At 65.6% G+C, this 26,161-nt stretch carries 29 protein-coding genes and 2 tRNA genes; 12 read left to right on the forward strand and 19 right to left on the reverse strand.

The features are described from left to right. Positions 1 to 13: 13 nt before the first annotated feature. The 3 genes from ACRY_RS19625 to ACRY_RS05890 form a co-directional block, all read right to left on the reverse strand. Complete coding sequence (locus ACRY_RS19625; protein ID WP_155856347.1) at positions 14 to 154, reverse strand: hypothetical protein; 141 nt, start codon at positions 152 to 154, stop codon at positions 14 to 16. Then, on the reverse strand, positions 138 to 701 hold the full coding sequence (locus ACRY_RS05885) for a hypothetical protein (protein ID WP_007423013.1): 564 nt from the start codon (positions 699 to 701) through the stop codon (positions 138 to 140). The genes ACRY_RS19625 and ACRY_RS05885 overlap by 17 nt, the downstream gene beginning before the upstream one ends. A gap of 80 nt (positions 702 to 781) precedes the next feature. Further along, positions 782 to 1,006, reverse strand: coding sequence for a hypothetical protein (locus ACRY_RS05890; RefSeq protein ID WP_039888173.1), 225 nt, complete (start codon positions 1,004 to 1,006; stop codon positions 782 to 784). Positions 1,007 to 1,269: 263 nt separating this feature from the next. Here ACRY_RS05890 and ACRY_RS05895 point away from each other — a divergent pair, with 263 nt between their 5' ends. Next, entirely contained in the window at positions 1,270 to 2,199 is a 930-nt protein-coding gene (locus ACRY_RS05895; protein WP_011941696.1) for a glycine betaine ABC transporter substrate-binding protein, read from the forward strand. A gap of 51 nt (positions 2,200 to 2,250) precedes the next feature. On the opposite strand, the gene ACRY_RS05900 is transcribed toward ACRY_RS05895, so the two are convergent. From ACRY_RS05900 to ACRY_RS05935, 9 genes are all read right to left on the reverse strand, one after another. Further along, on the reverse strand, positions 2,251 to 3,363 hold the full coding sequence (locus ACRY_RS05900; protein ID WP_011941697.1) for a hypothetical protein: 1,113 nt from the start codon (positions 3,361 to 3,363) through the stop codon (positions 2,251 to 2,253). Positions 3,364 to 3,522: 159 nt separating this feature from the next. Continuing rightward, entirely contained in the window at positions 3,523 to 3,753 is a 231-nt protein-coding gene (locus tag ACRY_RS05905; RefSeq protein WP_231295355.1) for a hypothetical protein, read from the reverse strand. Continuing rightward, positions 3,750 to 3,872 (reverse strand): hypothetical protein, encoded by a 123-nt coding sequence (locus ACRY_RS20370; RefSeq protein ID WP_256379477.1) that lies wholly within the window; start codon positions 3,870 to 3,872, stop codon positions 3,750 to 3,752. Before ACRY_RS20370 ends, ACRY_RS05905 begins: the two co-directional genes overlap by 4 nt. Further along, positions 3,856 to 4,398: a hypothetical protein gene (locus ACRY_RS05910; RefSeq protein WP_007423126.1), complete on the reverse strand. Its 543-nt coding sequence runs from the start codon at positions 4,396 to 4,398 to the stop codon at positions 3,856 to 3,858. The genes ACRY_RS20370 and ACRY_RS05910 overlap by 17 nt, the downstream gene beginning before the upstream one ends. 702 nt (positions 4,399 to 5,100) lie before the next feature. Further along, positions 5,101 to 5,177: transfer RNA gene (locus ACRY_RS05915), tRNA-Arg, on the reverse strand. A 52-nt stretch (positions 5,178 to 5,229) separates the two neighbouring features. Beyond that, positions 5,230 to 5,541: an ETC complex I subunit gene (locus ACRY_RS05920; protein ID WP_007423125.1), complete on the reverse strand. Its 312-nt coding sequence runs from the start codon at positions 5,539 to 5,541 to the stop codon at positions 5,230 to 5,232. A 26-nt stretch (positions 5,542 to 5,567) separates the two neighbouring features. Continuing rightward, positions 5,568 to 5,641: transfer RNA gene (locus tag ACRY_RS05925), tRNA-Pro, on the reverse strand. Between the two features lie 47 nt (positions 5,642 to 5,688). Further along, complete coding sequence (locus tag ACRY_RS05930; RefSeq protein WP_011941700.1) at positions 5,689 to 6,174, reverse strand: DUF192 domain-containing protein; 486 nt, start codon at positions 6,172 to 6,174, stop codon at positions 5,689 to 5,691. Positions 6,175 to 6,193: 19 nt separating this feature from the next. Continuing rightward, a complete protein-coding gene (locus ACRY_RS05935) occupies positions 6,194 to 7,288 on the reverse strand; it encodes an acetoin utilization protein AcuC (RefSeq protein WP_043509088.1) in 1,095 nt (364 codons plus the stop codon). Positions 7,289 to 7,333: 45 nt separating this feature from the next. Between ACRY_RS05935 and ACRY_RS05940 the strand changes: the two genes are divergently transcribed. After that, positions 7,334 to 8,914, forward strand: coding sequence for a peptide chain release factor 3 (locus ACRY_RS05940; RefSeq protein WP_011941702.1), 1,581 nt, complete (start codon positions 7,334 to 7,336; stop codon positions 8,912 to 8,914). A 449-nt stretch (positions 8,915 to 9,363) separates the two neighbouring features. Beyond that, positions 9,364 to 9,882, forward strand: coding sequence for an endonuclease NucS domain-containing protein (locus ACRY_RS18965; protein WP_196796279.1), 519 nt, complete (start codon positions 9,364 to 9,366; stop codon positions 9,880 to 9,882). 57 nt (positions 9,883 to 9,939) lie between these two features. Here ACRY_RS18965 and ACRY_RS19630 read toward each other — a convergent pair whose 3' ends face one another. The 5 genes from ACRY_RS19630 to ACRY_RS19635 form a co-directional block, all read right to left on the reverse strand. Further along, positions 9,940 to 10,476 (reverse strand): hypothetical protein, encoded by a 537-nt coding sequence (locus tag ACRY_RS19630; protein ID WP_155856348.1) that lies wholly within the window; start codon positions 10,474 to 10,476, stop codon positions 9,940 to 9,942. 132 nt (positions 10,477 to 10,608) lie between these two features. Beyond that, positions 10,609 to 11,025 (reverse strand): hypothetical protein, encoded by a 417-nt coding sequence (locus ACRY_RS05945; protein WP_011941706.1) that lies wholly within the window; start codon positions 11,023 to 11,025, stop codon positions 10,609 to 10,611. 124 nt (positions 11,026 to 11,149) lie between these two features. Beyond that, entirely contained in the window at positions 11,150 to 11,494 is a 345-nt protein-coding gene (locus ACRY_RS05950; RefSeq protein ID WP_231295356.1) for a PEP-CTERM sorting domain-containing protein, read from the reverse strand. Positions 11,495 to 11,642: 148 nt separating this feature from the next. Next, complete coding sequence (locus tag ACRY_RS05955) at positions 11,643 to 13,031, reverse strand: IS4 family transposase (RefSeq protein ID WP_155856349.1); 1,389 nt, start codon at positions 13,029 to 13,031, stop codon at positions 11,643 to 11,645. Beyond that, positions 12,967 to 13,305 (reverse strand): hypothetical protein, encoded by a 339-nt coding sequence (locus ACRY_RS19635; RefSeq protein WP_011941709.1) that lies wholly within the window; start codon positions 13,303 to 13,305, stop codon positions 12,967 to 12,969. The genes ACRY_RS05955 and ACRY_RS19635 overlap by 65 nt, the downstream gene beginning before the upstream one ends. A gap of 314 nt (positions 13,306 to 13,619) precedes the next feature. Between ACRY_RS19635 and ACRY_RS05965 the strand changes: the two genes are divergently transcribed. The 7 genes from ACRY_RS05965 to kdpC all read left to right on the forward strand — a co-directional run bounded on the left by ACRY_RS05965 (position 13,620) and on the right by kdpC (position 20,757). Continuing rightward, positions 13,620 to 14,246, forward strand: a complete 627-nt coding sequence (locus tag ACRY_RS05965; protein ID WP_050751091.1) for a hypothetical protein — start codon at positions 13,620 to 13,622, stop codon at positions 14,244 to 14,246. A 76-nt stretch (positions 14,247 to 14,322) separates the two neighbouring features. Beyond that, complete coding sequence (locus ACRY_RS05970; protein ID WP_011941711.1) at positions 14,323 to 15,882, forward strand: lysine--tRNA ligase; 1,560 nt, start codon at positions 14,323 to 14,325, stop codon at positions 15,880 to 15,882. A gap of 152 nt (positions 15,883 to 16,034) precedes the next feature. After that, on the forward strand, positions 16,035 to 16,229 hold the full coding sequence (locus tag ACRY_RS19880) for a potassium-transporting ATPase subunit F (RefSeq protein ID WP_013639830.1): 195 nt from the start codon (positions 16,035 to 16,037) through the stop codon (positions 16,227 to 16,229). 5 nt (positions 16,230 to 16,234) lie between these two features. Further along, positions 16,235 to 16,375, forward strand: a complete 141-nt coding sequence (locus ACRY_RS19645; RefSeq protein WP_154653532.1) for a hypothetical protein — start codon at positions 16,235 to 16,237, stop codon at positions 16,373 to 16,375. A 21-nt stretch (positions 16,376 to 16,396) separates the two neighbouring features. Then, positions 16,397 to 18,094, forward strand: a complete 1,698-nt coding sequence (gene kdpA, locus ACRY_RS05975) for a potassium-transporting ATPase subunit KdpA (RefSeq protein ID WP_011941712.1) — start codon at positions 16,397 to 16,399, stop codon at positions 18,092 to 18,094. A gap of 11 nt (positions 18,095 to 18,105) precedes the next feature. After that, positions 18,106 to 20,142 carry a potassium-transporting ATPase subunit KdpB gene (kdpB, locus tag ACRY_RS05980; RefSeq protein WP_011941713.1) on the forward strand — a complete coding sequence of 679 codons (2,037 nt, stop codon included), beginning with the start codon at positions 18,106 to 18,108 and terminating at the stop codon, positions 20,140 to 20,142. A gap of 15 nt (positions 20,143 to 20,157) precedes the next feature. Continuing rightward, positions 20,158 to 20,757: a potassium-transporting ATPase subunit KdpC gene (gene kdpC, locus ACRY_RS05985; protein ID WP_011941714.1), complete on the forward strand. Its 600-nt coding sequence runs from the start codon at positions 20,158 to 20,160 to the stop codon at positions 20,755 to 20,757. Between the two features lie 321 nt (positions 20,758 to 21,078). Here kdpC and ACRY_RS19885 read toward each other — a convergent pair whose 3' ends face one another. Beyond that, positions 21,079 to 21,396: a hypothetical protein gene (locus ACRY_RS19885; RefSeq protein WP_196796280.1), complete on the reverse strand. Its 318-nt coding sequence runs from the start codon at positions 21,394 to 21,396 to the stop codon at positions 21,079 to 21,081. 477 nt (positions 21,397 to 21,873) lie between these two features. On the opposite strand from ACRY_RS19885, the gene ACRY_RS05990 reads away from it, so the two are divergent. Both ACRY_RS05990 and ACRY_RS05995 read left to right on the forward strand, forming a co-directional pair. Continuing rightward, positions 21,874 to 24,477 carry a sensor histidine kinase gene (locus ACRY_RS05990; RefSeq protein WP_011941717.1) on the forward strand — a complete coding sequence of 868 codons (2,604 nt, stop codon included), beginning with the start codon at positions 21,874 to 21,876 and terminating at the stop codon, positions 24,475 to 24,477. Next, positions 24,474 to 25,169 carry a response regulator transcription factor gene (locus tag ACRY_RS05995; protein WP_011941718.1) on the forward strand — a complete coding sequence of 232 codons (696 nt, stop codon included), beginning with the start codon at positions 24,474 to 24,476 and terminating at the stop codon, positions 25,167 to 25,169. The genes ACRY_RS05990 and ACRY_RS05995 overlap by 4 nt, the downstream gene beginning before the upstream one ends. Here the strand turns inward: ACRY_RS05995 and ACRY_RS06000 are convergent. Further along, positions 25,154 to 26,086: a LysR substrate-binding domain-containing protein gene (locus ACRY_RS06000; protein WP_231295358.1), complete on the reverse strand. Its 933-nt coding sequence runs from the start codon at positions 26,084 to 26,086 to the stop codon at positions 25,154 to 25,156. The genes ACRY_RS05995 and ACRY_RS06000 overlap by 16 nt on opposite strands. Positions 26,087 to 26,161: the final 75 nt, after the last annotated feature.

Genomic DNA, 26,161 nt, shown 5'->3' on the forward strand with positions numbered 1-26,161 from the left:
ATCGGAACGTGCTCTACACCCGCAGCGCGAGCAGCAGCATCAGCGCGGCCACCACGAGGGGGACCAGCCCGAATACCCATACCGGCAGCTCGCCGCCTTCCTTTCGCGGCTGCGTCCGCGGCGAATCCTGCCGGCTCTCAGTTGGTCGAGGCATGGTGCTGTCCCGTCTCAGTGCTGTCCGCATCGCCGCGCAGCGGCCGTCCCGTCCACGCGATCGCGCAGATCTTCCTGCTCAGCGCATGGGCCTTGGTGAATCCGTCGAGGCTGAAGGCCGTTGTGGCCACGCCGTGCCGCCCGGTATCGACGCCCAGATACACCCGCTTGTACGCCTTCAGATCGTGGATGACCGGCCTTGCCGCCGGCGCGAAGGCGATGGCGCCGCGCGTGCGGAAGCGGACCCGCCGCGGGCCGATTCGCACCGCCGGGTCGGCCGGCGCCGCCGCGAGCCCGTCGATGGCGGTCTCCGCCGCATGGCCGCGATGCTCCGCCACGATCAGCACGAGGCGCCGCCCGCTCCGTCCCTTCATGGGGCCCCAGACCGGATATGTCGCCGCGTAGCACACTTCATGCCGTCCCCGGCCGTCCCTGAGCACCATCCAGTGTCCGATCTCGGAGACGAAATGCGGGCGCCCCGCCGCCATGGCGCGAGCACCCGCTCCGAACCCCAGGACGATCAGGCAGATCGCGGCTTCCGTCCTCATGTCCCAGATGTCGCAGCACGGCGACGCCGCTCAAGGCAACGTCGCGTGATGCGCGGAAATGTGACGGGCGCCGCGCCCGATCATTCGTTGCCGCTGTTGCCGACCACCTTGTGCGCGAACGGCACGTTCACCACCGGCTGCGACGGCCCGGTGAAGGACGGGTAGGCCTGCCCGATCACGCCGGGAGGGGTCTGCGCGGTGATCGGCTGGGCCGGCATGTCGGGGATGCCCATGCCGGCATGGGCGATGCCGGAGACACCCAGCAGAGCGGCGGCCGCCACGGAAGCGATGATGGTCTTTTTCATTGTCAGTCTCCTGAACTTTCCGGATGTCCCGGCCTCACGACGGGGCCGTCTCATCCGCGATGTGCAGGATGTAGGCCTGTCGGATTCATCGTCCTAGAGCGATCGGGGAATAGGTTTGATAACTGCCGGAGATGAATCAACCCCCGCCTTCGCGCCGCCGCCGGGCACGGTTGCGTGATCGCGCGCCCCGCCCGCTTGGCAGGCCGCCTGCGGGCCGATAGCAGCAACCGGCGGGCCGCGCCCCGCTTGATGATGAGGAAACCATGCTTGCACGAACCCTGCGACTGTCCGCCCTTTGCGCCGCCGCCATCGCGATCGCCCCGGCCCCGGCGCGGGCGCAGCCGCCAGCCGCCTGCCGCACGATCCGCCTCGGCCATGGCGGATGGCTCGACAACCAGGTGCAGAACGCCGTCTTCGGCGCCGTCGTGGCACCCTTCGGCTACCAGGTGAGGATCGAGCCCGCCCGCCTCAAGACGATCTACCATCGCCTCGCCGACGGCCGGCTCGACGTCTACCTGCAGGACTGGCGGCCCGATAACTGGATGTCATCGGTCACCGCGATCCGGGATTCCGATGTCGCCCGCAAGCGCATCGCCGTGGCCGGGACCGACCTTTCCGGCGCCCGCCACACGCTCGCGGTGCCGGCCTATCTCTACCGCGCCGGCCTGAAGGACTTCGCGGACATTCACAAGTTCGCCGGCCAACTCGACCACACGATCTACGGCATCGAGCCCGACAATGTCGGCGATCGTCAGCTGCTGTCGATGATCCGCCGCAACACCGACGGCCTCGGCGGCTTCCACCTCGTGCAGGCTGGCGCCGGCGGCATGCTGCGGGCGCTGGCGGCGAAGATCCGCCACCACGAGCCGATCCTGTTCCTCGGCTGGCAGCCCGACGCGATGAACGTCGAATACCGCATCCGCTACCTCGGCGGCGGCGGCGCCGCCTTCGGCCACGACCAGGGGGCGGCGCGAAGCCTGATCCTGACGCGCGCCGGCTACGCCGCGCAATGCCCCGCCATCGGCGGCCTGCTGCACCGCTTCCGCCTGCCGGTCCGGGCGGAAAGCCGCATGATGTACGACATCCAGGTCAAGCGCGAGGCCGTCGGGCCGGTCGCCGCGGCATGGATCGCCGCGCATCCGGCCTGGCTGAAGCGGATGCGCGCGCCACTCGCCTCTCCCGCGCGCGGCTGACCCGAGGCGGCTGACCCGAGGCGGCCGGGCCGGGCAGGGCAGGGGGCTGGCTCAGAACACCAGCGAGACCGCGAACCGTCCGAACGGGCGGTTGCGCGGCCCGTTGCCCGCGTTCAGCCGTTCCCAGCCGAGATCGGCATCGATCGACACCCGGCGGAACAGCCGCGAGCGCATCTCGACCCCCGCCGCCGTCATCATCGCGCGGCTGCCGGGCATCCCGGCGCCGGCCGGCTGCGCGGTGCGCGCGACATTCCAGAACACGCCGCCGCGCAGCATCCGCAGGCCGCCCGCCGCCCCGAGCGGAAACACCGCCTGCTGCCCGGCCAGCACGCCGCGGCTCGCCGGCGAAATCGGCGCGAGGGCCGGATCGGCGCTGGCAAGATCGCCCAGGCTGACGCGATCGGCATTGAACAGCAGGCCGCTGCCGAACTGGTCGCAGAACGCCGTGGTCAGCACGGCGCCCGCCGGCAGCGCGGTGCTGCGCGTCAGCGTCAGCCGGCCATAGGCGAAATCGGAGCGGGCGAGCCCCGGCGCGGCGGGGTCGAACCCGGCGCTGCCGCGCCCCAGCATCACCGTGCCGGCGAGGCTCGTCGTCCCGCCGCCATCGTGCCGCCGCCCGGCGCAGCGCAGCAGAACGTCGCGCTGCCGCCCACCGCCCGGCGCGAGCCACACCGGCCCATACCCGAACCCGATATCCGACCGTTGCAGCCGCGCCCGCAGCGTTCCGCCCCAGGTGGCGCCGCGCCAGCGATAGGAAACGCCGGTCGTCATGGCGTAGCCGGCATCCGTCCCGTCCCCCTGGCGCCGCCGCGCCAGCCCGCCAGACACGCTGAGGCGCTCCCCGCCATCGCCGATGACGGTGTCGGTCAGCGTCGTCTCTTCATAGGCGCCGTAGGCGCGGTCATCGATGCCGTAGCTGACCTGCTGCCGGGCCCCGAACGGCGAGGTCAGGGTGAAGCCGTCATTGCCGCTGGCCGCATCCGCCGAATCGCGGGTGAAGCGCAGCCCGTCCGGCCGCGCGGGCATCGCCGCCGCCTCGGCCAGCACCGCCGAGCCCGACCAGGCGGCCGCCGCGGCCGGCCGCGCATGGCCGATCACGCCCGCTGCCAGCAGGGCCAGCAGCAGCCATGGCCGGCGCGCCGGAGCGGCACAGGAAATCGTCATGGGCGAGCAACATTCGAACAAATCAGGAATGCATGATGTCTATATTATGGCGCCGCCGCCCGCAAGGGCGTTCCTCGCCCCGCCCGGGCGCCTCGCGGCGCGCCGCATGCCGGCCCGCTCCGTGATCGCCGGACCATCGTCCGACCGGAAAAGGATAACTTATTTATCAACGGGATAGAGCCCGGCATGCGATGCGGACGCGCCGGAGACCGCCCTGATCAGCAGGGCGAGATCGACAAGGGCGATCGCGCCGAGCAGGACGACCGTCAGCGCCATCAGCGGACGATCGTAGAGCACGACGCTTTTCGCGCTGATCCATTCGATCAGGGCGCGGAGACGGTGCCGCGGCGACGCCATCGCCTGATCGCCTCCCTCGGTGCGGACGTTCATGCCGGCCCGGCCCCGATCCTGCCGTGCCCGGCCATCGGCAAGGTCCGTCGTGTCGTCCCGATGCGCGTCATCGGCGTGCCGCGCCACGCCCGGCCGGCGGCATCAGTCTTCCCGGGCATGATCCATGATCTCCAGGCGGATCTGCACGCGGCCATCCGCCCTTTCGCACACCCGTCGCGCATAGGCATTCTGCTCGATGGAGACCGCCTTGCCGTTCACCAGCAGGAACCGGCCGCTGATCGGCTGGAACTGAAACCGGTCGATTTCCTTCCTGTTTATATATACGTCTTTTATGATATTTGAACTGTATGACATGTCGACAATGAAGCGGCATACCCGTGCCGAGATTTTGGAAATCAATATGCTGTAATGATTTATATTGTTTGAATTTACTGCAATATAAAGATGGCCATTATGGCTGTCCTGACTTTCGGCCGTATGTATGAATTGCCCCGTGTTGAATTCGGCATAATGAATGGCCTGATTGAAATACATCAGGCTCTTCTTGTTATTGAAACGGTAATTGGAAAGAAAGGAAATCCGGTTGACGTATGTATATTTCGCAAACGCCAGAATAAATCCGGACACCACCAGGCCAACGGCAAATCCAAACAGGACCCATTTTACGCGATAGACTATCGTCATCTCCGACCTCATTTTTGTTTATGGTTTTTATGATTTTTGTCGGAAAACTAGTCACAAATGATCAACAAAAAATTAACGGCTGTCTCTATAACTATCTCTTATCTCGTAATTAATACTTTCCTTATTTTTATGTCTTTTGTCGCCCTTGTCGCGAATGCCCCTTGCACGGCCGCCCTTCGCGTGCGTGCGCATCGGGCCGGCGCGCTTCCCTGCCTGCCGTCGCGAACGGAACCGCGTTCGCTCCCGCACTCCGTCGCCACAGGGTGCTGCCGCCGTCACGGCCTTGCGCGCCGGCGATCGGCCGGCGCGATGCGTAACCGTCTGTATCAAAATATAAACAATGATCACATTTTAATGAGACTGGTTGTAATTAATTAACCGATGTGTCATGAAAAATCATTAATCGATATGTAATTAGACGATCGAATTTCAGGACCCCTTTCTTTCAACGGCCTTGGTTTCAGAGATCCGCGTTCAGGGAGATCATTTCTGACGGTAAGCCCCGGAGAGATCCGGGGCTTTTTTTTCGCAACGCCGCAGCGGCCGCGCCGTTCCCGGCGCCGCGCACCCGGATACGGGCGGCGCAAACAATCGCATATCCGCGCGAATTCGGGTGCCTCGCGGCCCGCGAACTGTGCCCCGCAAGGCACGATGACGGAGCAGGGCAGGGGGATGAAACCTCACGTAACCCGCTGATAGAACTGGCGACCCTGGCGTGACTCGAACACGCAACCACCCGCTTAGAAGGCGGGTGCTCTATCCAGTTGAGCTACAGGGCCGTGCGGCGGCGAACATCGCCCAATTCGCCGCCGAATGCCAGACCGGGCCGCCTCAGTGCGTCCAGTTCGCCCGCCGGTCCGCGCGGAAATTGTCGGCATAGGCCTTGGGCCGCCGGTGCCGCTCGGTCGGGATCTCGAGATCGAAGGCGATTCCATGCTTCTCCGCATAGGCGATGGCCTCCTCGCGGGTCGCGAAGCTCAGCCGCACCTGGCTCGCCATCATGTCGCCGCTGCCGGTCCAGCCCATCAGCGGGTCGATCCGCTTCGCCATCGCCGGCTCGAACTCCAGCACCCATTCCCTCGTCTTCGCCCAGCCGGACTGCATGGCGGATTTCGGCGGCAGATAGATGCGGGCGCGATTCATGCGGCATTCCTCTCGGTCGGTCCGTCTCGGGGCGCCCGGATTCGAACCGGGGGCCTCTTGTACCCAAAACAAGCGCGCTACCAGGCTGCGCCACGCCCCGCACGGACGCTTGCTACTACAGCGCCTCCAAGGTGCGAGGCAAGCGCCTCACTTGTCGTCGCCGAATTGCGGCCCGATCACCTTGTCGCCGACATCGATGTCGTCCTTCGCGGTGATCCCGCCCTGCAATTCGATCGTCGCCGCCACCTTCACATGGCTGGAAATGATCCGCAGGCTCTGCGGCACCGTCTCGTTGGCGATATGCCGGATCGTCCCGTGCGGCCCGACGAACACCATGTCCAGCGGCACCAGCGTGTTCTTCATCCACATCTCGGACACCTGCGGCGGGTTCCACGGAAAGATCATCCCCTCGTCCGCCGCCACGCTCTTGCGGAACATCAGCCCGATTTCCTGCTGCTTCGGCGTGATCGCCTTCTCCACCGTGAAGGTGAACCGCTTGCCGTGCTGGTTGACGATGGTGATCGTCTCGGTCGGCAGCTTCGCCTGCGGCCCGGTGATCGCCGCCGCGGCCACCCCGACGGCCGATCCGCCAGCAATCCCGGCCGCAAGGCAAATTCCCATCCAGCGTCTCATCGTCCTGCTCCTTGTTGCGTCACGCGGCGAGGCGGCGCACCTCGTCCCGCACCAGGCCCGCCTGCGGCGGATCGTCGAGGCGGGTGAGCCAGTGCGCCGGCCTCGGCCGCGACTGCCCGCGGAAATAGCTGATTCCCGCCAGCACGTCCAAGGCCGCCGGCGGCAGCGCCTCCGGCACCGCGTGCCCGTTCAGCACGCCCCACAACCCCGCCCAGGCCCGCCCGAGCGCATACGGGTTATACCCGCCACCCCCGAGCACGATCAGCCGCGGCGCTAGCCCGCGGATCGCCTCCAGCGCCGCCCACAACCCCCGGTTCGACAGCGCCAGCCGGCTCATCGGATCATCCGCCAGCGCATCCGCCCCCGGCAGGAACACGATCCCCTCCGGCCGCGCCGCCGCGATCGCCGGCACGATCCGCGCCTCCATCAGGAACGCCAGCTCCGCGTCGCAAAACCCCTCCGGCACGGCAAAATTGAACACCCCCGCCGCCGCGTCGCTCGTCCCCCCCGTCCGCGGCCACCGCCCCGCCTCATGCACGCTGATCGTCGTCACCCGCCCATCGCGCGCGAACGCCGCCTCCACCCCATCGCCGTGATGCGCGTCGAGATCGAGATAGACCAGCCGCTCCAGCCCGAGGTCGAGCCACTCCATCAGCGCCAGCACCGCATCATTGATATAGCAGAACCCGCTCGCCCGCGCCGGCCAGGCATGATGGTTCCCCGCCGCCGGCACATGCGCGACCCCGCCCTCCGCCGTCAGCCGTGCCGCCAGCATCGCGCCCCCCGCCGAGGTCGCCGGCCGCCGATACACCGCGCGATGCATCGGATTCCCCTCCGCCCCGATGCCGAACCGCGCCCGCGCCTCCGCCGGCACCTCCTGCGTCCGCTCCGCCGCCTCCAGCGCGTCGAGATAGGCCGGATCGTGAAACCGCTCCAGCGCCGCGCGCCCCGCCACCGGCGCCGTCCGATACTGCCCCGCCGCCAGCCACCCCATCGCCCGGATCAGATCCTCCGCCACCGGCGCCCTCATCGTCGCCAGCGGATGCGGCGGCGCCGCGATCGCCGCCCGATACACCTCCGCCCCGATCAGCACCGCCTTGCGCGTCCCGCTCATCCGCCTTGCCTACCCATCAAGCCCCGCCGTTGCTATAGGCTGGGCATGAGTGACGAATTGACAACGCTCGCGCAGGACGCTTCCCCCGCCAGCACCGGCGCCTTCCCCCGCCGCACCTTCGCGATCATCTCCCACCCCGACGCCGGCAAGACCACCCTCACCGAGAAGCTCCTCCTCTTCGGCGGCGCCATCCGCGAGGCCGGCATGGTCAAGGCCCGCCGCGAGCGCCGCAACACCCGCTCGGACTGGATGGCCATCGAACGCCAGCGCGGCATCTCCGTCACCTCCTCGGTCATGACCTTCACCTGGCACGACGTCGTCTTCAACCTGCTCGACACGCCAGGCCACCAGGACTTCTCCGAAGACACCTACCGCACCCTCACCGCGGTCGACGCCGCGGTCATGGTCATCGACGCCGCCCGCGGCATCGAGGCCCAGACCCTCAAGCTCTTCGAGGTCTGCCGCCTGCGCGACATCCCGATCATCACCTTCGTCAACAAGATCGACCGCGAAGGCCAGGACCCGTTTTCCCTCCTCGACGAAATCGCGAACACCCTCGCCCTCGACGTCTGCCCCCTCGTCTGGCCCGTCGGCATGGGCGGCCTCTTCCGCGGCTGCTGGGACATCCGCGCCAACCGCCCCATCGGCCGCGTCGCCCCGGATGGCGAACCCGCCGAACCCGTCACCATCCCCGACGACCAGATGGCCGACCTGCGCGATGCCGTCGAACTCGCCGGCGCCTACCCCGCCTTCGACCGCGAAGCCTTCCTCGCCGGTCACCTCACCCCCGTCGTCTTCGGCACCGCGCTGAAGGATTACGGCGTCCTCGAACTCCTCTCCCTCCTCGCCGAACACGCCCCGCCGCCCACCACCCAGCGCGCCGAACCCCACCCCGTCCGCGCGGAGCAAAAATCCGTCACCGGCTTCGTCTTCAAGGTCCAGGCCAACATGGACCCCAACCACCGCGACCGCATCGCCTTCACCCGCATCTGCTCGGGCCGGTTCCAGCGCGGCATGAAACTGCTCCACGTCCGCACCGGCAAGCCGATGGCCATCCAGGCCCCCATCTTCTTCTTCGCCCAGGACCGCTCCCTCGCCGAGGAAGCCTTCCCCGGCGACATCATCGGCATCCCCAACCACGGCTCGCTGCGCGTGGGCGACACGCTGACCGAAGGCGAAACCCTCCGCTTCACCGGCATCCCGAGCTTCGCCCCCGAAATCCTCCGCCGCGTCGTCCTGACCGACCCGATGAAAGCCAAACAGCTCCGCCGCGCCCTCGAAGACCTCGCCGAGGAAGGCGTCGCCCAGGTCTTCCGCCCGATGCTGGGGGCTGACTGGATCGTCGGCGTCGTCGGCGCCCTCCAGCTCGACGTCCTGCAAGCCCGCATCGACGCCGAATACAAGATCCCCATCCGCTTCGAACCCGCCCCCTACGTCACCGCCCGCTGGATCTCTTCTCCCGACCCCAAACGCCTGAAAGACTTCATCGAAGCCAACCAGTCCACCCTCGGCCACGACCGCGACGACTCCCCCGTCTTCCTCGCCCGCGACACCTTCTCGCTCCGCTTCACCGCCGAACGCTGGCCCGAAATCACCTTCGCCACCACCCACCAATCCGCCTCATGATTTTGATCCCCCCGCTTCGGCGGGGATACTTGCAAGATTATTGCGGCAGTCGTCTGTCTTGGCGATCTCAGAACGGACTGAGCAGGGTGTGTGCCCTCCTGCGAGTTTAGCTTTGCATTCGTCGCAGGGAGGTTGGTTCATTTCAGCTATCCGCACAAAGCCTCGTGCGTGCGGGATATTCCGTATTTCTTGACTTTCTATCGAGCAGGCGGTGATTATTTGTGATCGTGGTGCACTGGCTCGCGTCCGCCACATCAGGTGCGTGTAGGGACAGGAAGATGCCGGTTCAGCGTCACATTGTCGTAATTCCGCGTGAAGACGGAGGAGTCGAGCTTTTTCCTCTGAAGGAGTGGTTGCGACGGAACCCCGAAGAAACGCCATCGGGACTTGACCCAACAATGAGCACATCACACCAACTTCGATCCGGATTGCGTCGGATGGGGTGGACCATGCAGCAGACCCCCACTGAGATACGGCTCGTTAAACCGGGGGCGGAAACATTAGACATTGTCGACGAAGTACTCGGGTCAGATGAAGATTTCCAAGATAATGTCGGCTCTGCGGCATTTTCGCTTGAGTACCAACTACGTGACTTTCTAGCAGCAAATCTTGCACAAGTCGCAGTTAACGGGGTTCACTTGCGACTTTACGTCGATCTGACTGGTCGTGAAGGTATTGAGTATCCGACAGCCGTTGGACCAATTGATATACTGGCAGTTGATGAAAAAGGCTCGTTTTTCGTATTCGAGTTGAAGCGCGCTAATAGCCATGATCATGCAGTAGGCCAAGTTGCGCGTTATATGGGATGGATAAGGCAAACGATTGGAAAGGACCGTGATGTTTTTGGGGTAATAGTTGCGAAGGCAATCAGCGAGAAGCTACGTTATGCGGCATCTGTTGTTCCGAATCTATATCTTTTTGAATATGATGTGGAGTTTCATCTCAGGTCGGCAAATAAAATTGTATGAGATCTCATAAATAACTAAGAAAGATATATGAATTTTGAGAAAATGGGTCGTTCATAATTATGATCCAGCAGTAGATCTAGGGTCTCTATCCGAAACTGTCTGCTCGATTGCAGTGAGTTCGGCGTTCCACCAGTCAAGAGCCTCGCGGTAGACGTCACGTGCATCATCGCCTTCGCTGTAGCCATCAAGGATTGGGCGGTAGATGTTATCACTTATCGGAAATACATGAGGAACCTCAGATGGTTCGTCTGCGTTAGCATCTCGAACTGACTGCATTGTAACGATATCGACTTCGTCGAGGGTGTTCAAGTTGAAGTGGTATTCTTTCAGGATATTATTTCGTTCTTCATCAATAAATTCTCTGAAGATGGCGTGCTGAGGATCGTCAGAAATCCATCTTTTATAAGCGATCTCAATTTTCTGCTTAAGGTGAACGTCTGCGCCGTCAACTTTGTGAAGCACGTGGCCGACAGCGCGTGCAAGTGCGACCGCGCCCGCCCAATGAACGCGCCAGCGGTCGAGATTCTGCTCGGTCTCCAACATCTCAAGAGCGATCTCACAGTCTGCCAAGACCCTTCTTGCTGCCCGCGTCATCGCGCCTCAATCCTTTAACTGTCTGATCAGCCTCTGTCCCCGGACCGCATGTCGAAGGAATTCCGAATTGGCACCGCTATGCACGACCATCTGGCACTCTTGATCGGGCCTCATCTTTCTACGCGCACCGCCTTACCGCCCAAAATAACTGAAAATAAGATACCCTGAAATTGACCGCTGATCGTATTCGACGTCGATCTCTCCCCACGGAAATGTAGCCGGAAGCGGCCGTTGCAGCCTTGTCTCCATCTCCGCCTTGAGCGCTGCGGTCCATTGCTGCTCATACTCAGGATCGACCGTGAGCCAGGTTCGATCCGTGATCCGCGACAGCGACGCCCGCATCAGACGCCCATCGGTGAAATACACGACCGCAATCCAATCCCGCCCCTCGAACGAGACAGGCTTCAGCAGATACGACCGGTGCGGATCGTTGCGAACAAACTCCCGCGCACCCGCCCCGCGCGGCGACGCCCGGAACGCCGCCTCCGTCAGCCCCGGCCCGATCCGCTCCGTCGCGGAAATCGGAACAATGCCCGCCTCCAGCGTCATGGCCCCCACCGTAATCGTCCCGCCTACCAAATGGTGGCGCGGAAACCCGCCGCAACGCCAAACGCAAACGGCCGGATCGGTAATCTCCGATCCGGCCGCGCTCAGGCGCTCGGTGGCGCGATCGTCAGGCCTTGCGGCGCCGACGCGTGCTGATCAGCCCGAGGCCGAGAAGACCAGTCCCCAGCAGCGCGAGCGAGCCGGGCTCCGGAACCTTCGTCGCGTCCATGGTCAGCTGCGCCGGTGCGCCATTGGCCTCCACATAAAGAATCTGGAAGGCACCGGTCGGCAGGCTGTAGCTGTAGGGGTTGGTGGCGGTCTGCGGGTTCGCCTGGCCGGCAACCAGATGCGTCAGGTTGTCGGTGTAAAGGCTCGACCCGTCGTCGCTGTTGATCGAACCGGCATAGATCGGCTGGGAGAGATATCCCTGGATTTCAAACACGGTCGTCAGATTAAACCCGCTCGAGCTCATCTTGGTATTGAGAGTCGTTGCGCCGTTGAAGTATGTGACGGAGGACAGGGTGCCGCCGTACTGCAGGAAGCTCTGAATATTGCCATACCCGTTATTGGCGCCTGACCCCTGATACAGGTTGAGAGGGCCCGTATAGGTGCTACGGGATTCACGGATTTGATTGAGCTGCGATGATGAAGCCTGTGGCCATGGAAGCGAAGGTTGCCCACCCTGCGCGCATGGTCTTTGGTCCTGGCGGCTTGTAGTAGCAATTCCACCCGCCGAGGCGGGCGATGATCCAGGCGAGCCATGCGAGGGATCGCGGTGGATGGGGGTTTTTTTGCCGCGGTGTCTTGCCTTCGAGAGTGGGGGCAATGGCATCGGCGGCCGGGAGTAATCCGGGATCGATGACGTCGGTTGCCGGCCGGTCGCTGCCGTCGCGGGCATCGACGAGTTGTACGGTGCGGGTCGCTGCCGCGAGGCCGATCAAGGCCAGCTTGAACAGCCGTCCGGCATCTTGCATCTGGGTTTCTTCAAGCCTGAGACCGTCACTTTTCAAAGACCGGAAAACCTCTTCAATCCTCCATCTCAGCCGGTAGAGGCGTACGATTTCGGCGGCACCGTCAGCGTCGATGGTCTCGATCGTGGTGAGCAGGCGCCACAAGAGCGGGGTGCCTTCGCCATTCCAGTCGACCTCGCGCGCCTCCACCATGGTCAGGGTCAGATGCGCTGGTCCGCCCACGTCGCCGCCGTGGCGCGGACGGCAGATCGTCACCGTTCCAGCACGCAGCGCCACGGTCGCAACCCGTGCGGCAATGCCGGTGCGCGATGGCGCGACGCGCACCTCACTGCGGACCAGTTCAGGCCACGCCTCGGGGGCGGCAAATAGGCGTCTACCGTCATCCAGAACACGATCCTGAGCGGCACGGACGATCATCTCGATCGACGCCGGACGCCTGGCAAAGCCCGCATAGATGTCACCCTCGCGGTCGGCCACAACCACGACCGAGGCGGCATCGGTCAGGCGGTCAGCGGCGTGTGAAGCGCCCTCCAACCATCGCACACTCTCCTTGTCCTCCAACGCCCGCTCACGCGCAGGTGTCGGATCGAACCCATCAGAACGGGTCCATATTTTCGCGTCGATCAGGCCGAGCACCGCCTCCGTCTCGCTGTCGATCGCAATCACCGGGTGCAGGAAAAACCCCGCCGATACGCCATCTCCGGCCGGACCAAGGCCCCGACGACGCTCCTCGCGGCCGGCAAAATTGATCTCTGTCGTGTCCTGCACCGCCACAATCCGACGCCCCTTGCAGGCCACTGCCGTGCAATGCGCCAGCGTCTCAACCATCTCGCCACACGTCACCGAGGGGGCCGAAAGGAACCGATGGATCGCAATCTCCCGCGCCCGCGTGCCCCCGAGTTTGCGTATGACCAGAGAGCCAGTTTCCACTACCCGCTCAACCAGTGTGTTGCCGATCGCCGCGCGCCGCGCATCACCAAAATGTCCCAAAGCTCCGCCTCGAACCGCCATCTCGTTCCCCATCACTGCAGAGATCATCGAGAATCAGAGCCCAACTCAAACAGCAAGAAAAATGTGTGAATGCCGTAGCCGTATAGGTGAGGTTCGCGATCTTGTCGTTGCTATTGTTGAAAATCGTGTTGCTCGTATTGGCGAGCTGCGACGGATCGGTGCTCGAACCGGGGTTGGGATTGTATCCCTGCCACACGGTGATGTTGTACGTCCCGCTGACCGGCGTCGCATGGGCCGTGGCCACGCCCGCGAGGCTGATCGCGCCGCAGGCCACAGCCCCGAGCAGGGCGGCCCTGAGCATCCCCGACCCGTTCCGTTTGTGTTGCATCCGTTTATTCCTTTGCCTGTGGGACCAAAATGTCCCGGTCTCGTTCGTGAAGCGGCCTGGCGGCGCCAATGCCAACGTTCGTTTCGAGAGCAAAAATCATGCCGACAAAATAAAATAAATGATTTCAATGGGATAAAGTTTCGGTCGTCGCAATGTGTAAAGTTTTCCGACACTTTGTCCGGAGACGGTGTCGAAAAAGCCGGGAGCCGTCCCGAAATCCGGCAGGCGGCTGATCCGCCGGCGCAACCTCCTTGCCCACCCCCGGCCGGTCATGCTTGTTAGTGGGAATGACGGCCGCCGCCCCCGCATCGTCCGGCTTCCTGCTCCGCTTCGCCGGCTTCATCGCCGCGCTCTGCGCCTGCGTCGCGGCGGAGGGCGTGCGCCACCGGCGCGGCAGCCTCACCATCCTCGCCTGGACCCGCCTGCGCCGCCTCTGCGCCCGCCTCGAAGCCCTTGCCACCAGGCCGCGAGCCCCGGTGCGCCGCCGTCCCGGCCGTCCCGGCCGTCCCGGCCGCTCCGGCCAGCCGCACGGTCTCCCGCGCGCCCATGGCTGGCTCCGCCGCGCCTTTCCCGCCACCGCATCCCTCGCCCCGCAACTCCGCGCCCTGCTCGATGCGCCGGACATGCAGGCCTTCATCGCCGCCACCCCCGCCGCCGGCCGCATCCTCCGCCCGCTCTGCCACACCATCGGCATCGCCCCGCCGCCCGCCCTCGCGCTGCCGCCGAAACCGCGCCCACCCCGCGCCGCACAAATGGCCGCAACGCCCGACCCGCCGCCCGATCCGGCACCCGGCCCGGCACCCGGCCCGACGCCCCATCCGCCGCCGCCCGAACGCCCCGGCGCGCCGCGCGGCGCCGTCTGGCTCCGCCCGCCCGATCCCCCGCTCCGAACCCGCTTCTTTCCCCGGTCCTGACAAGCCGGCGCGCCCGCGCGCCCGGCCCCCGACCCATGCGTTTGACCCGGTCGCCCGCCGACCCTAAACGCAATTCATGACAAAGTCCGAAGCCGATACCCCCACGAGCTGGCCCTTCCGCGAAGCCGAACGCGTCGTCCATCGCCTGCACAAATCGGGGAAATCCACGGCCCTGTTCGAAACCGGCTACGGCCCCTCCGGCCTGCCGCATATCGGCACCTTCATGGAGGTCGCCCGCACCTCCTGGATCAGGCTCGCCTTCACCAGGCTCACCGGCCTGCCCTCGAAGCTGCTCGCCTTCTCCGATGACATGGACGCCCTGCGCAAAGTCCCCGGCAACGTCCCGCGGCAGGACATGCTCCGCGAGTTCATCGGCCAGCCGCTCACCCGCGTGCCCGACCCCTTCGGCACCCACCCGAGCTTCGGCGCCCACAACAACGCCCGCCTGCAAGCCTTCCTCGACTCCTTCGGCTTCGAATACGAATTCGCCTCCTCCACCGAATACTACACCTCCGGCCGCTTCAACGACGCCCTCCGCGCCGTGGCGGCCAAGCACGATGTCATCCGCGACATCATCCGCCCCACCCTCGGCCCCGAGCGCCGGGCCACCTACTCGCCCATCCTCCCGCTGCACCCGCGCACCGGCCAGGTCATGCAGGTCGCCATCGACGAGGTCGATGTCGATGCGGCGAGCGTCACCTGGCGCGATCCCGAAACCGGCATCCTCCACGAAACCTCGATCCTCGATGGCGGCGCCAAGCTGCAATGGAAGGCCGACTGGGCGATGCGCTGGTTCGCCCTCGGCGTGGACTACGAAATGTCCGGCAAGGACCTGATCGATTCCGTCCGCCTCTCCAGCGCCATCGTCCGCGCCCTGGGCGGCGAGCCCCCCGAGAGCTTCACCTACGAACTCTTCCTCGACGAGCACGGCCAGAAGATCAGCAAGTCGAAGGGCAACGGCCTCTCGGTCGAGGAATGGCTGACCTACGCCCCGGCCGAAAGCCTCGGCCAGTTCATGTTCGCCTCGCCCCAGCGCGCCAAGCGCCTGTATTTCGACGTGATTCCCCGTGCCACCGACGAATACCTCGCCAACCAGGACAATCTCCGCGAGGGCAAGGGCAGGGCGGAGGACAATCCCGCCTGGTTCATCCATGGCGGCGAGATCCCCACGGCCTCCAGCAGCCCGATCCCCTTCGCCATGCTTCTCAACCTCGCCTCGGTGGTCAACGCCGAAACCCCCGACCTGCTCTGGGGCTTCATCCGCGCCTACCGGCCGGAAGCGTCCCCGGAATCGGCCCCCTTCCTCGCCCGCCTGGTCGATTTCGCGGTGCGGTACTATCAGGACTTCATCAAGCCCGCGAAACAGTATCGCAGCCCCACCGAGCTGGAACGCACGGCCCTGCTCGACCTCGCCGACGGTCTGAAATCCATCCCCGACAACGCCGATGCCGAGGCCCTGCAGAACCTGCTCTACGATGTCGGCAAGCGCCACCCCTTCGCCAGCCTGCGGGAGTGGTTCGGCTGCCTCTACCAGGTCCTGCTCGGCCAGACCGAGGGCCCCCGCTTCGGCGGCTTCATCGCGCTTTACGGCATCGCCCCCACCATCGCCCTGATCGAACAGGGCCTCGCCCGCTGACCCTTCGCCGCGCGGGCGGCCAAAACCACCCGCGCGGCCCGGATCTATACATTTTCTATACATTCCAGCCGGAATTCGGTCTGGAATCTTTACGATCCTGCCAGCCATTATCCCGAACACAGTCAGTCGCCTGATCGTCAGGCGCATTCGGGATGACCCATCATGGCGGACCTTCTTACGCTCGTTCTTGCCTTCGCGATCTTCGGCCTCTTCCTGCTCTACGTGAACGCCTGCGAGAAGATCTGACGAAAGCCGGATCGATGATCGACCTCATTCTCTCCGGCATCGCCGCCCTGCTGATCCTCGTCTATCTCGTCTGGGCCCTCCTGCGGCCCGAGGATTTCTGAACGCCATGCATGTGGCGGCAAACATCTCCGGCCTGATCGCCGATGCCCTGATCTGCATCGGCAGTGCCCTCGCCATCGTCCTCGTCATCCTGTGGATGTGGCAGGTGGCACGCCAGGTTCTTCACCGGCATCCCCCCGAACAATAGCGTCTCCGAACGGAAACCCCCATGACCTTGCACGGAATAGGGTTCATCGCCCTCGCGCTCGCCCTCGTCTTCGGCGCGGCCTTTCCGCTGGGCGCCTATCTCGCCCGACTTTATCGCGGCGAGCTGCGATTCCTCGCGGCGATCGAAGCGCCGATCTATCGCCTTTGCGGCATCGATCCCCAGCGCCAGATGGCCTGGGGCGCCTATGCGGTGGGCCTGCTGTTGCTCAGCCTGATCCACTTCCTGCTGCTCTACGCGATTCTCCGGCTCCAGTATTTCCTGCCCTTCAACCCCGAACACATCAGGGGCATGAGTCCGAAGCTAGCCTTCAACACGGCAGTCTCCTTCACCACCAATACCAACTGGCAGGCCTACGCGCCCGAGAGCCAGATTTCCTATGGCGCGCAGATGTTCGGCCTCGCGGTGCATAATTTTCTCTCCGCGGCAGCCGGGCTTGCCGCGGCGGCGGCGCTCATGCGCGCCTTCGCGGGCGGCGGCATTCGCACGCTCGGCAATTTCTACGTCGATCTCGTCCGGATCACCCTGTATCTCCTGCTGCCGATCGCCGTAGTCGCCGCACTGTTCCTGATCGGCTCCGGCGTGCCGATGACGCTTGCTCCCTATGCCCATGTGCATGCCCTCGCGGGCGGGATGCAGACCATCGCCCGCGGGCCGGTGGCGTTGCAGGAGGCGATCAAGGAACTGGGCACCAACGGCGGCGGGTTCTTCAACGCCAACTCGGCGCATCCGTTCGAAAATCCGACGGCCTGGACGAACCTTCTGGAAATCTGGCTCATCCTGGTCATCGGCTTCGCGCTGCCGATCGCCTTCGGCCATGTGGCGGGGCGGCGGCGCGACGGGCGGGCGCTGTTCGCCGTGATGGCGGTGATCCTCGCGTGCGGCATGGTGGGCGCCTATGCGGCGGAGGCGGCGAACAATCCGATCCTCGTCCATGCCGGCCTCGCGGCGCATCCCGGCAACATGGTGGGCAAGGAGGTGCGCTTCGGCGTGGCGCAGTCGACCACGTTCAACATCGCGGCGACCGGGACCTCGACCGGCGCGGTCAATTCGTTCACCGACAGCTATCTCCCGCTCGGCGGACTGACGGCCCTGTTCATGATGCAACTGGGCGAGATCGCTCCCGGCGGCGTCGGCTCGGGGCTTTACGGCATCGTTCTCTTCGCGCTGCTCGCGGTGTTCGTCGCGGGGCTGATGGTCGGCCGGACGCCGGAATATCTCGGCAAGAAGATCGAGGCGCGGGAGATGAAGCTCGCGATGCTGGCAATTCTGGTGCAGACCCTGTTCATCCTGGCCGGAGCGGGTTTCTCGCTGCTGACCAAATCGGGGCTGGCATCGCTTGCCAATGCGGGGCCGCACGGTCTCTCCGAAATGCTCTATGGCTGGACTTCGGCCACCGAAAATAACGGCAGCGCCTTTGCGGGCCTTTCGGCCAACACGATGCTGCTCGATTACGGGCTGGGCCTCGCCATGCTGTTCGGCCGGTTCGCGGTGATGATCCCGGTGCTCGCGATCGCCGGATCGCTCGGCGCCAAGCCGAGGCTGCCGCATTCGGAGGGCACGTTTCCGACCGATGGGCCTCTGTTCATCGGCCTGCTGATCGGCGTCATCGTCATCCTGGTCGGGTTGCAGTTCATGCCGGCCGACCTGCTCGGCCCGATCGTCGAACATTACCTGCTGCTCGCCGGCAAGACCTTCTGAGGAGCGCTGACATGTCCCGCAAAGCCGAGACGATCGGGCTGTTCGATCGCGATATCCTGATCCGCGCGATACGCGATGCCTTCGCCAAGATGAACCCGCGGACGCTGATCCGCAATCCGGTGATCTTCGTGACCGAGATCATCGCCCTGCTGACGACGTTCGTCGGCATTCGTGAAATGGTTTCAGGCCAAGCCTGGGCTTTCTCGATCGTCATCGCGATCTGGCTGTGGATCACGGTGCTGTTCGCGACCTTCGCCGAGGCCGTCGCGGAAGGGCGCGGACGGGTGCGGGCCGAGAGCCTGCGGCGGGCGCGCAGCGACACGATGGCGAAGCGGCTGGATGATCCGGCGGATCGCGCCGCGTTCACCCTGGTGCCGGCGCCGCAGTTGCGGCGGGAGGATCTCGTGCTCGTCGAGGCCGGGGACCTGGTTCCCGCCGATGGGGAAATCGTCGAGGGTATCGCGAGCGTCAACGAAAGTGCGGTGACCGGCGAGTCCGCTCCCGTCATCCGCGAGGCGGGCGGCGACCGCTCGGCGGTGACGGGCGGCACCGAGCTCGTGTCGGACTGGCTGGTCGTCCGCGTCACGTCCGAGCCGGGCTCGAGCTTTCTCGACCGGATGATCACCCTGGTCGAGGGGGCGGCGCGGCGGAAGACGCCCAACGAGATCGCGCTCGACATCCTGCTCGCCGGCCTGACCATCGTGTTCGTGATCGTGGTCGTCACGCTGCCCGGCTTCGCAGCCTATTCGCACACGCGGCTCGGCATCGCCGAACTCGCGGCGCTGTTCGTCTGCCTGATCCCGACCACGATCGGCGGTCTGCTCTCGGCGATCGGCATCGCCGGGATGGACCGGCTGGTGCGCTTCAACGTGATCGCGACCTCGGGCCGCGCCGTCGAGGCGGCCGGCGATGTCGACACGCTGCTGCTCGACAAGACCGGGACCATCACCTTCGGCAACCGCATGGCCTCTGCGTTCCATCCGGTGCCGGGTGTGGATGTGCGGCGCATGGCCGAGGCCGCCGCCTGCGCCTCGCTCGGCGACGAGACGCCGGAGGGGCGGTCGATCGTGCGGCTGGCGCGGGAGGAATTCGGCGTCGATCCGGTGCTGCCGGACGGGGCGGAAATCGTGAAGTTCAGCGCGAACACAAGGCTTTCGGGCATCGATGCAGGCGAGCGGCACTGGCGCAAGGGGGCCGTGGACTCGATCCTCGACCTCGTGGGCGGCGCCGCGCCGGACGCCTTCGGCGCGGCGGTGGACCGCATCGCGCGCGCCGGCGGCACGCCGCTCGGCCTGATGGCGGAGGGCGCGCTGCTCGGCGTCATCGAGCTGAAGGACATCGTCAAGCCGGGGATCCGGGAGCGGTTCGAGGCGCTGCGGCGGATCGGCATCCGCACCGTCATGGTCACCGGAGATAACAGGGTGACAGCGAGCGTGATCGCCGCCGAGGCCGGTGTGGACGACGTGATCGCGCAGGCGACGCCGGAGGACAAGCTCGGCTATATCCGCAAGGCGCAGGCCGAGGGACGGCTGGTCGCGATGTGCGGCGACGGCACCAACGACGCGCCGGCGCTGGCGCAGGCTGATGTCGGTGTCGCGATGCAGACCGGCACGCAGGCGGCGCGCGAGGCGGGCAACATGGTCGATCTCGACAGCGATCCGACCAAGCTGATCGAGATCGTGCAGATCGGCAAGCAACTGCTGATCACCCGTGGCGCGCTGACGACGTTCTCGATCGCCAACGATATCGCGAAATACTTCGCGATCCTGCCGGCGATCTTCGCAGCGAGCTACCCGCAGCTCGGCGCCCTCAACATCATGGCCCTGGCCTCGCCGGAAAGCGCCATTCTCTCGGCGGTGATCTTCAATGCGCTGGTCATCGTCGTACTGGTGCCGCTGGCGTTGCGCGGCGTTGCCTTCCGGCCGATGGGGGCGGCGGCGCTGCTGCGGCGCAACCTGCTGATCTACGGGCTTGGCGGCATCGTCACGCCGTTCGTCGGGATCAAGGTGATCGACCTGATCCTGAACAGTTTCCACATCTTCAGCTGATCGAGCGAGACCGTCATGTTGCGCGAACTCCGCCCCGCGTTTTCCCTTGTCGTCCTCTTCACCCTGCTGCTCGGACTGGCAGCACCGCTGGCCGTGACCGGGCTGGCGCAGCTCGTCTTTCCCTTCGAGGCGAATGGCAGCCTGATCCGGGTTCATGGACAGGCGGTAGGCTCGGCGCTGATCGGGCAGGATTTCCGGGGGGCGCAATGGTTCCATTCCCGTCCCTCGGCGCTGACGGGGACGAATGCGAAAGGCCAGACCATACCCACGCCCTATGACGCCTCGGAATCCGGCGCGTCCAATCTCGGGCCGACCAGCAAGGCGCTCGTCGCCCATGTGACCGCGCGGATCGCCGCCTATCGCAAGGCCTATGGTCCGGGGCCGGTGCCGGATGATGCGGCGACCTCGTCGGGGTCGGGGCTCGATCCGGACATTTCGCTGGCGAACGCGCTGCGGCAGGCGCCCGCGGTGGCGCGGGCGCGGGGAATGCCGGCGGCGACGGTCGAGCGCCTGGCGCGCCGCCTCGCGGTGCGGCCGGCGTTCGGCGTGATCGGCACCGCGCATGTCGACGTGCTGCGGCTGAACCTCGCTTTGGCCAGAAACAGCCAGAAATGACGGATTTCATGCTGCGATGCCGGATAAACGGAAAGCCGCCGTGGGCAAGAAAAGACATCAGATGCCGCACGTTCATTCGCTGGAAGTTGTGCCACGTATAACGATGCGGCTTTTCACGGTCTGGGCCATCATGTGGTTGATGGTATTTTCGATAGTCATATTTTATTTGATGAATGGGAAAATTGGCGTAGGAGAAAAAAATTTACTTGAGTCAAGCATTTTGCCATGGATTGTTGTTTCATCGTCGATTTTGATGAGATTGCTTTCGTTGAAAAGGAATATCAACACAAAATTTTTTTCTGATTATCTTTTCAGGATCGCTCAGCCATTTATTTCCATTATGTTTATCGAATATTCAATTTTATTTTTGACAAAATATAAGCCGATTTTTGTTGAAATATTTATTTGTTCGACGGTGTCCATCCTGACAATCATAATAAGTCTTGTTTCTTTAATACTGTTATCATTTTTTTCTTTCAAATTATACGGCGCCGAGCTTCCCAATCCATGGGAGTGATAAATCGAGACCAAATCGTATCGTTCTGGTTGTCGATCAAGGGCTGAATTTTGTTCCTTGGTAAAGCTTGCAAGGCAGCCGCGAAGCAAGAGCCTGAAGGAGGCATCATGATTCGCCACCATTCCGCAGCAGCGTCCCGCCGGCGCAACCTCAACCGGCTGATCGCCGCCTCGTCCGGCGCGGGGCTCTTCACCGATTACACATTCGGCAAAAGCCCTGCTCGCCGGGCGGATGGGTCGAGTATTTCAGCTCGAACGGCTCCGGGCGCAACCAGGTCACCCGCGTGGTCGAGGCCGGTGTGTTGTTCCGATTCCGCCCTCGGCACAATCGCGGAAAAATGGTGATCAGCAAATCACGTGTCCGGCGGCTATTATCCAGGCTCTGGAACATCATTGTTGCGGCTTGGAGAGAATCGCGCCATCCGCTTTAACCGAGCTGCGTATATTTACCCGCGGCGCGTGGAAACAGGACGTTTGAGCATTTTTGTGAGTATCGATACTCAGGTTGAACCTCACCCTGGCGGGGCGCCGGAAGGCGTCAGGCGGCGGGGACCGGCGCCGGGGCTTGCGCGCCTGCCGGAGATGGCGTGATCATCCCGCATGGGATCCGCATCGCCAGAGAACCGGCCCGACCCGGACGCGCTGCTCGCCCGCGCGAACAGTGACGGGCGCGGGCAGCTCAAGATTTTCCTCGGCGCGGCCCCAGGGGTCGGCAAGACGTGGGAAATGCTGGCCGCGGCGCGGCGGCGCTTCGAGACGGGAACGGATGTCGTCGTCGGCCTGGTCGAGACGCACGGGCGCGCCGAAACGGCGGAACAGCTCGCCGACCTGCCGGTGCTGCCGCGGCGGATCGTGCCCTATCGCGGCCGGCTGCTGGAGGAATTCGATCTCGATGCCGCGCTGAAGCGGCGGCCGGCGCTGCTGCTGGTCGACGAGCTTGCGCATGCCAACGCGCCGGGCCTGCGCCATGCCAAGCGCTGGCAGGACGTCGCGGCGCTGCTGGAGGCGGGGATCAATGTCTGGACCACGCTGAACGTCCAGCATCTCGAAAGCCTGAACGACCAGGTGGCGCGGATTACCGGTATCCGGGTGGCGGAAACGCTGCCCGACACGGTGCTCGGCCTTGCCGACGACATCGAGCTGATCGACCTGCCGCCGGAGGAATTGCGGACGCGGCTGAAGCAGGGGCTGGTCTACCGGCCGGATGTCGCGCGGCGGGCGCTGGGCGGCTTCTTCCGGCCGGGGAATCTCGCCGCGCTGCGCGAGATGGCGCTGCGGCGGGTGGCGCAGCATGTCGATCGCGACATCGCCGCCTATATGCGCGCGCAGGCGATCGCAGGTCCCTGGCCTGCGGCGGAGCGGGTGATGGCGGTGGTCGAGGCCGGCGAGGCGGCGGAGCAGGTGGTGCGGCACGCCTCCCGGCTGGCCGAGGCGCTGCGCGCGCCGTTCTTCGCCTTCCATGCCGAGCGGGCGGCGACCGGCATGGCCGTGCAACCGGCGCTCGATCTCGCGATCCAGCTTGGCGGCACCGTCGAGACGACGACGAACGCGGATGTGTTCGCCGCCCTGCTCGATGCGGCGGCGCGGCAGAACGTCGCGCATATCGTGATCGCGCGCGGCCGTGGTCGGTGGCGGTGGCGGCGCGGCCTCGCCTCGCGGCTTGCGCGGGGCGCGCGGGCCTATGCGCTGCATGTGGTTCCCGATCCCGCGGCGAGCCGGCCGGCGCCGCCGCATCGCGCGCCGCCGCCGAAGCTCATGCCTTTCGGTATCAGCCTCGGCATCATGATCCTGACGACGATCGGCGGGTTCGCCTTGCGCGGCGTGCTGCCGGCCGAGGCGATGGGGTATGTTTTCACCGCGATCGTCGTCGGCATGGCGAGCCTGTATGGCCGCAGCGTCGGCATCTTCGCGGCGCTGACCGGCTTCGTGCTGTGGAATTTCTTCTTTCTCCCGCCGATCTACACGCTTTCGGTGACCAACCCGCGGGACGTGACCGCGCTGTTCGCGTTTCTCGTCGTCGGCGTGCTGACCGGCTCGCTGGCAGGGCGGGTGCGGGCGGAGGCGGAGACCGCGCGCACGCGGATCGAGGCGCTGCGGCGGATTACGCTGTTCGGCCGCGCGCTGGCACAGGTTTCGGACGAGGCGGGGCTGGCCGCGGTGGTGGAAGCGGAGGCGCGGGCGCTGGCCGGCGAGGCGGTGCTGCTCCTCGCACGGGACGACGGGCTGCCCCGCGCCGGCGGGTTCGACGAGGCGGCGGTGGCGGCGGCGGAATTCGCCTGGCGCAATCGCGTGGCCACCGGCATGGGCACGACGACGCTGCCCGCATCGGCCTGGCGGTTCCAGCCGCTGGCGACCGAGGCAGGGGCGATCGGCGTGCTCGGCGTGCGGCCCGAGACCCCCCCGGCCGAGCCGGTGATCCAGACGCTCGGCGCGCTCGCCGACCAGGCCGCGCTGGCCGCCGAACGGCTGCGGCTGGCCACCAGCGCGGCGGAGGCGCGGGCGCATGAGTCGACGCAGCGCCTGCGCACGGCGCTGCTCTCCTCGCTCTCGCACGACCTGCGCACGCCGCTGACCGCGATCCGCGGCGCGGCCGAGACGCTGGCGGAAGCGGATGGCGAGCTGCCGGAAGCGACGCGGCGCGACCTGCTGGCCAGCATCGTCGAGGATGTTGGGCGGATGACGCGGTTTCTCGCCAACATCACCGGGATGGCGCGGATCGAGACGGGCGAGATCGTTGCCCGGCACGAGAAGGTGGATCTTGCGCCGGTGGTGGAACACGCGGTGGCGCGGGTGAAGGAGGCGTTCCACACCGCGGTCAACATTCCCGAAGACGCGGCCACGGTGCGCGCCGATCCGGCGCTGCTGGAACAGGTGCTGGTCAATCTGCTGGAGAACGCGGTGAAATACGGGCCCGAGGGCGGGGCGATCTCGGTGTTCGCGCGGCGCGCGGGGGACAGCGTCGTGCTGTCGGTCGCCGATGAGGGGGTGGGAATTCCGCCCGAGGATCTGCCGCATGTGTTCAACAGTTTCTTCCGGGTGGTGCGGGGCGACCGCGTGGCGCCCGGCACGGGGCTGGGGCTGGCGATCGCGCGGGCCTTCGTCGAGGCGATGGGCGGGACGATCGCCGCCGAGAGCCCGCGGCGCGACCTGCCGGCGGACGGACTGCCGGGAACGATCATCCGCGTGGAGCTGCCGGTGCCATGACCGAGGCGAAGCGGATCGAGACCGGCCGCGTGCTGGTGGTGGATGACGAGCCGCAGATCCACCGCTTCCTCAAGCCGGCGCTGGAGGCGGCGGGGTATGTCGTGCTGCGGGCGGAGCGGGGGGCGGAGGCGTTGCGGCTGGCGGCGACGCTGGTGCCGGACGTGATCCTGCTCGATCTCGGGCTGCCCGATCTCGACGGCCAGGACGTGATCGTGAAGCTGCGGGAATTCTCGGATGTGCCGGTGATCGTGCTTTCGGCGCGGGACCAGGAGGCGCAGAAGATCGCGGCGTTCGACGCGGGAGCGAACGACTATGTCGAGAAACCCTTCGGCCTCGGCGAACTGCTCGCGCGCATCCGCAACGCCTTCCGCCTGATCGCGACCGGGCAGGGGGTGCCGACCGAGGCGATCGAGATCGACGGGCTGCGGATCGACGAGGCTGCCCGCAGCGTCAGCCTCGATGGCGCCGAGATCCATTTCACCAAGACCGAATTCCGGATCCTGGCGGCGCTGGCGCGGCATCGCGGCAAGCTGGTGACGCATGACGACATCCTGCGTGCCGGCTGGGGCGGGGTGCATGACTCCGACCGCACCTACATTCGCATCTATATCCGCAACATCCGCCAGAAACTCGGGACGTTCGCGGACCGGCACATCAGGACGCGGCCGGGGCTCGGCTACATCTTCGAGTGAGGCGATGCGGCGAGTTCCTGCTGCAGCCAGGCGGAAAATCGCGAGATCAGCGGATTGGCCTGGCTGGGCTGCGGATAGACCAGGAAATGCGCGAGATAATGCAGGTCGACCGAGCGTCCCCGCAGCGGGGCCGCCAGCCGGCCGCCGGCGATCTCGCGTTCGGCCAGCCTGGTTGATTCGAGGGCGACGCCGAGTCCGTCGGCCGCCATGCTGATGGCGAGGAAGCTGCGGTCGAAGCGCAGGCCGTGCGGCGCCGGCGTGCTCAGCCCGTTGGCGGCGAACCAGTCGGGCCAGCGCAGCATCTTGTTGTCGCTGTGGATCAGCGTTTCCTGCACCAGATCGGCCGGGCTCGTGATCCGCGCCGCAAGCGCGGGCGCGCAGAGCGGTGTCACGGTTTCCTCGCCGAGGGAAATCCGCACCATGCCGGGCATGACCCGCGCGGTCGGCGCCGCCGCGTAGACGATGTCGGCGTCGAAGGCGCCGTCGCTGAAGCGGGCATAGTCGGTGCTCGCGGCGATGCGCACCTCGACCTGCGGGTTCGCCGCGAGAAAGCGTTGCAGCCGCGGCGCGAGCCACTGGGTCGCGAAGCTCGGCGCGACATGCAGGCGCAACAGGCGCGGCGCGCGGGTGGAGACGGCCTGCATGCCCCGCCGCAGCGTGTCGAACGCCTCCGCGACATGGCGCATCAGCGTCTGTCCCTCGGTGGTCATCTCGATCGTCCTGGCCTGGCGCAGGAACAGCCGGACACCGAGCAGGTCTTCGAGCTTGCGGATCGCGTGGCTCACCGCGCTCGGCGTCAGGTTGAGTTCGGCGGCGGCGGCGCGGAAGGAGCCGGTTCGCCCGGCGGCCTCGAAGGCGCGCAGCATGGACAGCGGAATGGTGTTCAGCATGGCGAAACACAGATGAACCAGATTCACCGATTCATGCAAATTATCCTTTTGAAATTTCATTCGTCAGGCGCTTTTCTCCGTTCCGGATACACGGAGGAAACG

Origin of the sequence: Acidiphilium cryptum JF-5 (genome assembly GCF_000016725.1) — a bacterium.
GTDB lineage: Bacteria > Pseudomonadota > Alphaproteobacteria > Acetobacterales > Acetobacteraceae > Acidiphilium > Acidiphilium multivorum.

Coding starts and splice junctions, on each gene's coding strand:
- ACRY_RS05930 (WP_011941700.1), bottom strand. CDS start 6,174: ATGAGACGCTGGATGGGAATTTGCCTTGCGGCCGGGATTGCTGGCGGA.
- ACRY_RS05920 (WP_007423125.1), bottom strand. CDS start 5,541: ATGAATCGCGCCCGCATCTATCTGCCGCCGAAATCCGCCATGCAGTCC.
- ACRY_RS05890 (WP_039888173.1), bottom strand. CDS start 1,006: ATGAAAAAGACCATCATCGCTTCCGTGGCGGCCGCCGCTCTGCTGGGT.
- ACRY_RS05955 (WP_155856349.1), bottom strand. CDS start 13,031: ATGATCTCTGCAGTGATGGGGAACGAGATGGCGGTTCGAGGCGGAGCT.
- ACRY_RS05965 (WP_050751091.1), top strand. CDS start 13,620: ATGACGGCCGCCGCCCCCGCATCGTCCGGCTTCCTGCTCCGCTTCGCC.
- kdpC (WP_011941714.1), top strand. CDS start 20,158: ATGTTGCGCGAACTCCGCCCCGCGTTTTCCCTTGTCGTCCTCTTCACC.
- ACRY_RS18965 (WP_196796279.1), top strand. CDS start 9,364: ATGCAGCAGACCCCCACTGAGATACGGCTCGTTAAACCGGGGGCGGAA.
- ACRY_RS05995 (WP_011941718.1), top strand. CDS start 24,474: ATGACCGAGGCGAAGCGGATCGAGACCGGCCGCGTGCTGGTGGTGGAT.
- kdpA (WP_011941712.1), top strand. CDS start 16,397: ATGACCTTGCACGGAATAGGGTTCATCGCCCTCGCGCTCGCCCTCGTC.
- ACRY_RS20370 (WP_256379477.1), bottom strand. CDS start 3,872: ATGCCCGGGAAGACTGATGCCGCCGGCCGGGCGTGGCGCGGCACGCCG.
- ACRY_RS19625 (WP_155856347.1), bottom strand. CDS start 154: ATGCCTCGACCAACTGAGAGCCGGCAGGATTCGCCGCGGACGCAGCCG.
- ACRY_RS05950 (WP_231295356.1), bottom strand. CDS start 11,494: ATGAGCTCGAGCGGGTTTAATCTGACGACCGTGTTTGAAATCCAGGGA.
- ACRY_RS05940 (WP_011941702.1), top strand. CDS start 7,334: ATGAGTGACGAATTGACAACGCTCGCGCAGGACGCTTCCCCCGCCAGC.
- ACRY_RS05990 (WP_011941717.1), top strand. CDS start 21,874: ATGGGATCCGCATCGCCAGAGAACCGGCCCGACCCGGACGCGCTGCTC.
- ACRY_RS19630 (WP_155856348.1), bottom strand. CDS start 10,476: ATGACGCGGGCAGCAAGAAGGGTCTTGGCAGACTGTGAGATCGCTCTT.
- ACRY_RS05935 (WP_043509088.1), bottom strand. CDS start 7,288: ATGAGCGGGACGCGCAAGGCGGTGCTGATCGGGGCGGAGGTGTATCGG.
- ACRY_RS19645 (WP_154653532.1), top strand. CDS start 16,235: ATGCATGTGGCGGCAAACATCTCCGGCCTGATCGCCGATGCCCTGATC.
- ACRY_RS05970 (WP_011941711.1), top strand. CDS start 14,323: ATGACAAAGTCCGAAGCCGATACCCCCACGAGCTGGCCCTTCCGCGAA.
- kdpB (WP_011941713.1), top strand. CDS start 18,106: ATGTCCCGCAAAGCCGAGACGATCGGGCTGTTCGATCGCGATATCCTG.
- ACRY_RS19635 (WP_011941709.1), bottom strand. CDS start 13,305: ATGCTCAGGGCCGCCCTGCTCGGGGCTGTGGCCTGCGGCGCGATCAGC.
- ACRY_RS05895 (WP_011941696.1), top strand. CDS start 1,270: ATGCTTGCACGAACCCTGCGACTGTCCGCCCTTTGCGCCGCCGCCATC.
- ACRY_RS05905 (WP_231295355.1), bottom strand. CDS start 3,753: ATGAACGTCCGCACCGAGGGAGGCGATCAGGCGATGGCGTCGCCGCGG.
- ACRY_RS19880 (WP_013639830.1), top strand. CDS start 16,035: ATGACCCATCATGGCGGACCTTCTTACGCTCGTTCTTGCCTTCGCGAT.
- ACRY_RS05945 (WP_011941706.1), bottom strand. CDS start 11,025: ATGACGCTGGAGGCGGGCATTGTTCCGATTTCCGCGACGGAGCGGATC.
- ACRY_RS05900 (WP_011941697.1), bottom strand. CDS start 3,363: ATGACGATTTCCTGTGCCGCTCCGGCGCGCCGGCCATGGCTGCTGCTG.
- ACRY_RS05910 (WP_007423126.1), bottom strand. CDS start 4,398: ATGACGATAGTCTATCGCGTAAAATGGGTCCTGTTTGGATTTGCCGTT.
- ACRY_RS19885 (WP_196796280.1), bottom strand. CDS start 21,396: ATGGTGGCGAATCATGATGCCTCCTTCAGGCTCTTGCTTCGCGGCTGC.
- ACRY_RS05885 (WP_007423013.1), bottom strand. CDS start 701: ATGAGGACGGAAGCCGCGATCTGCCTGATCGTCCTGGGGTTCGGAGCG.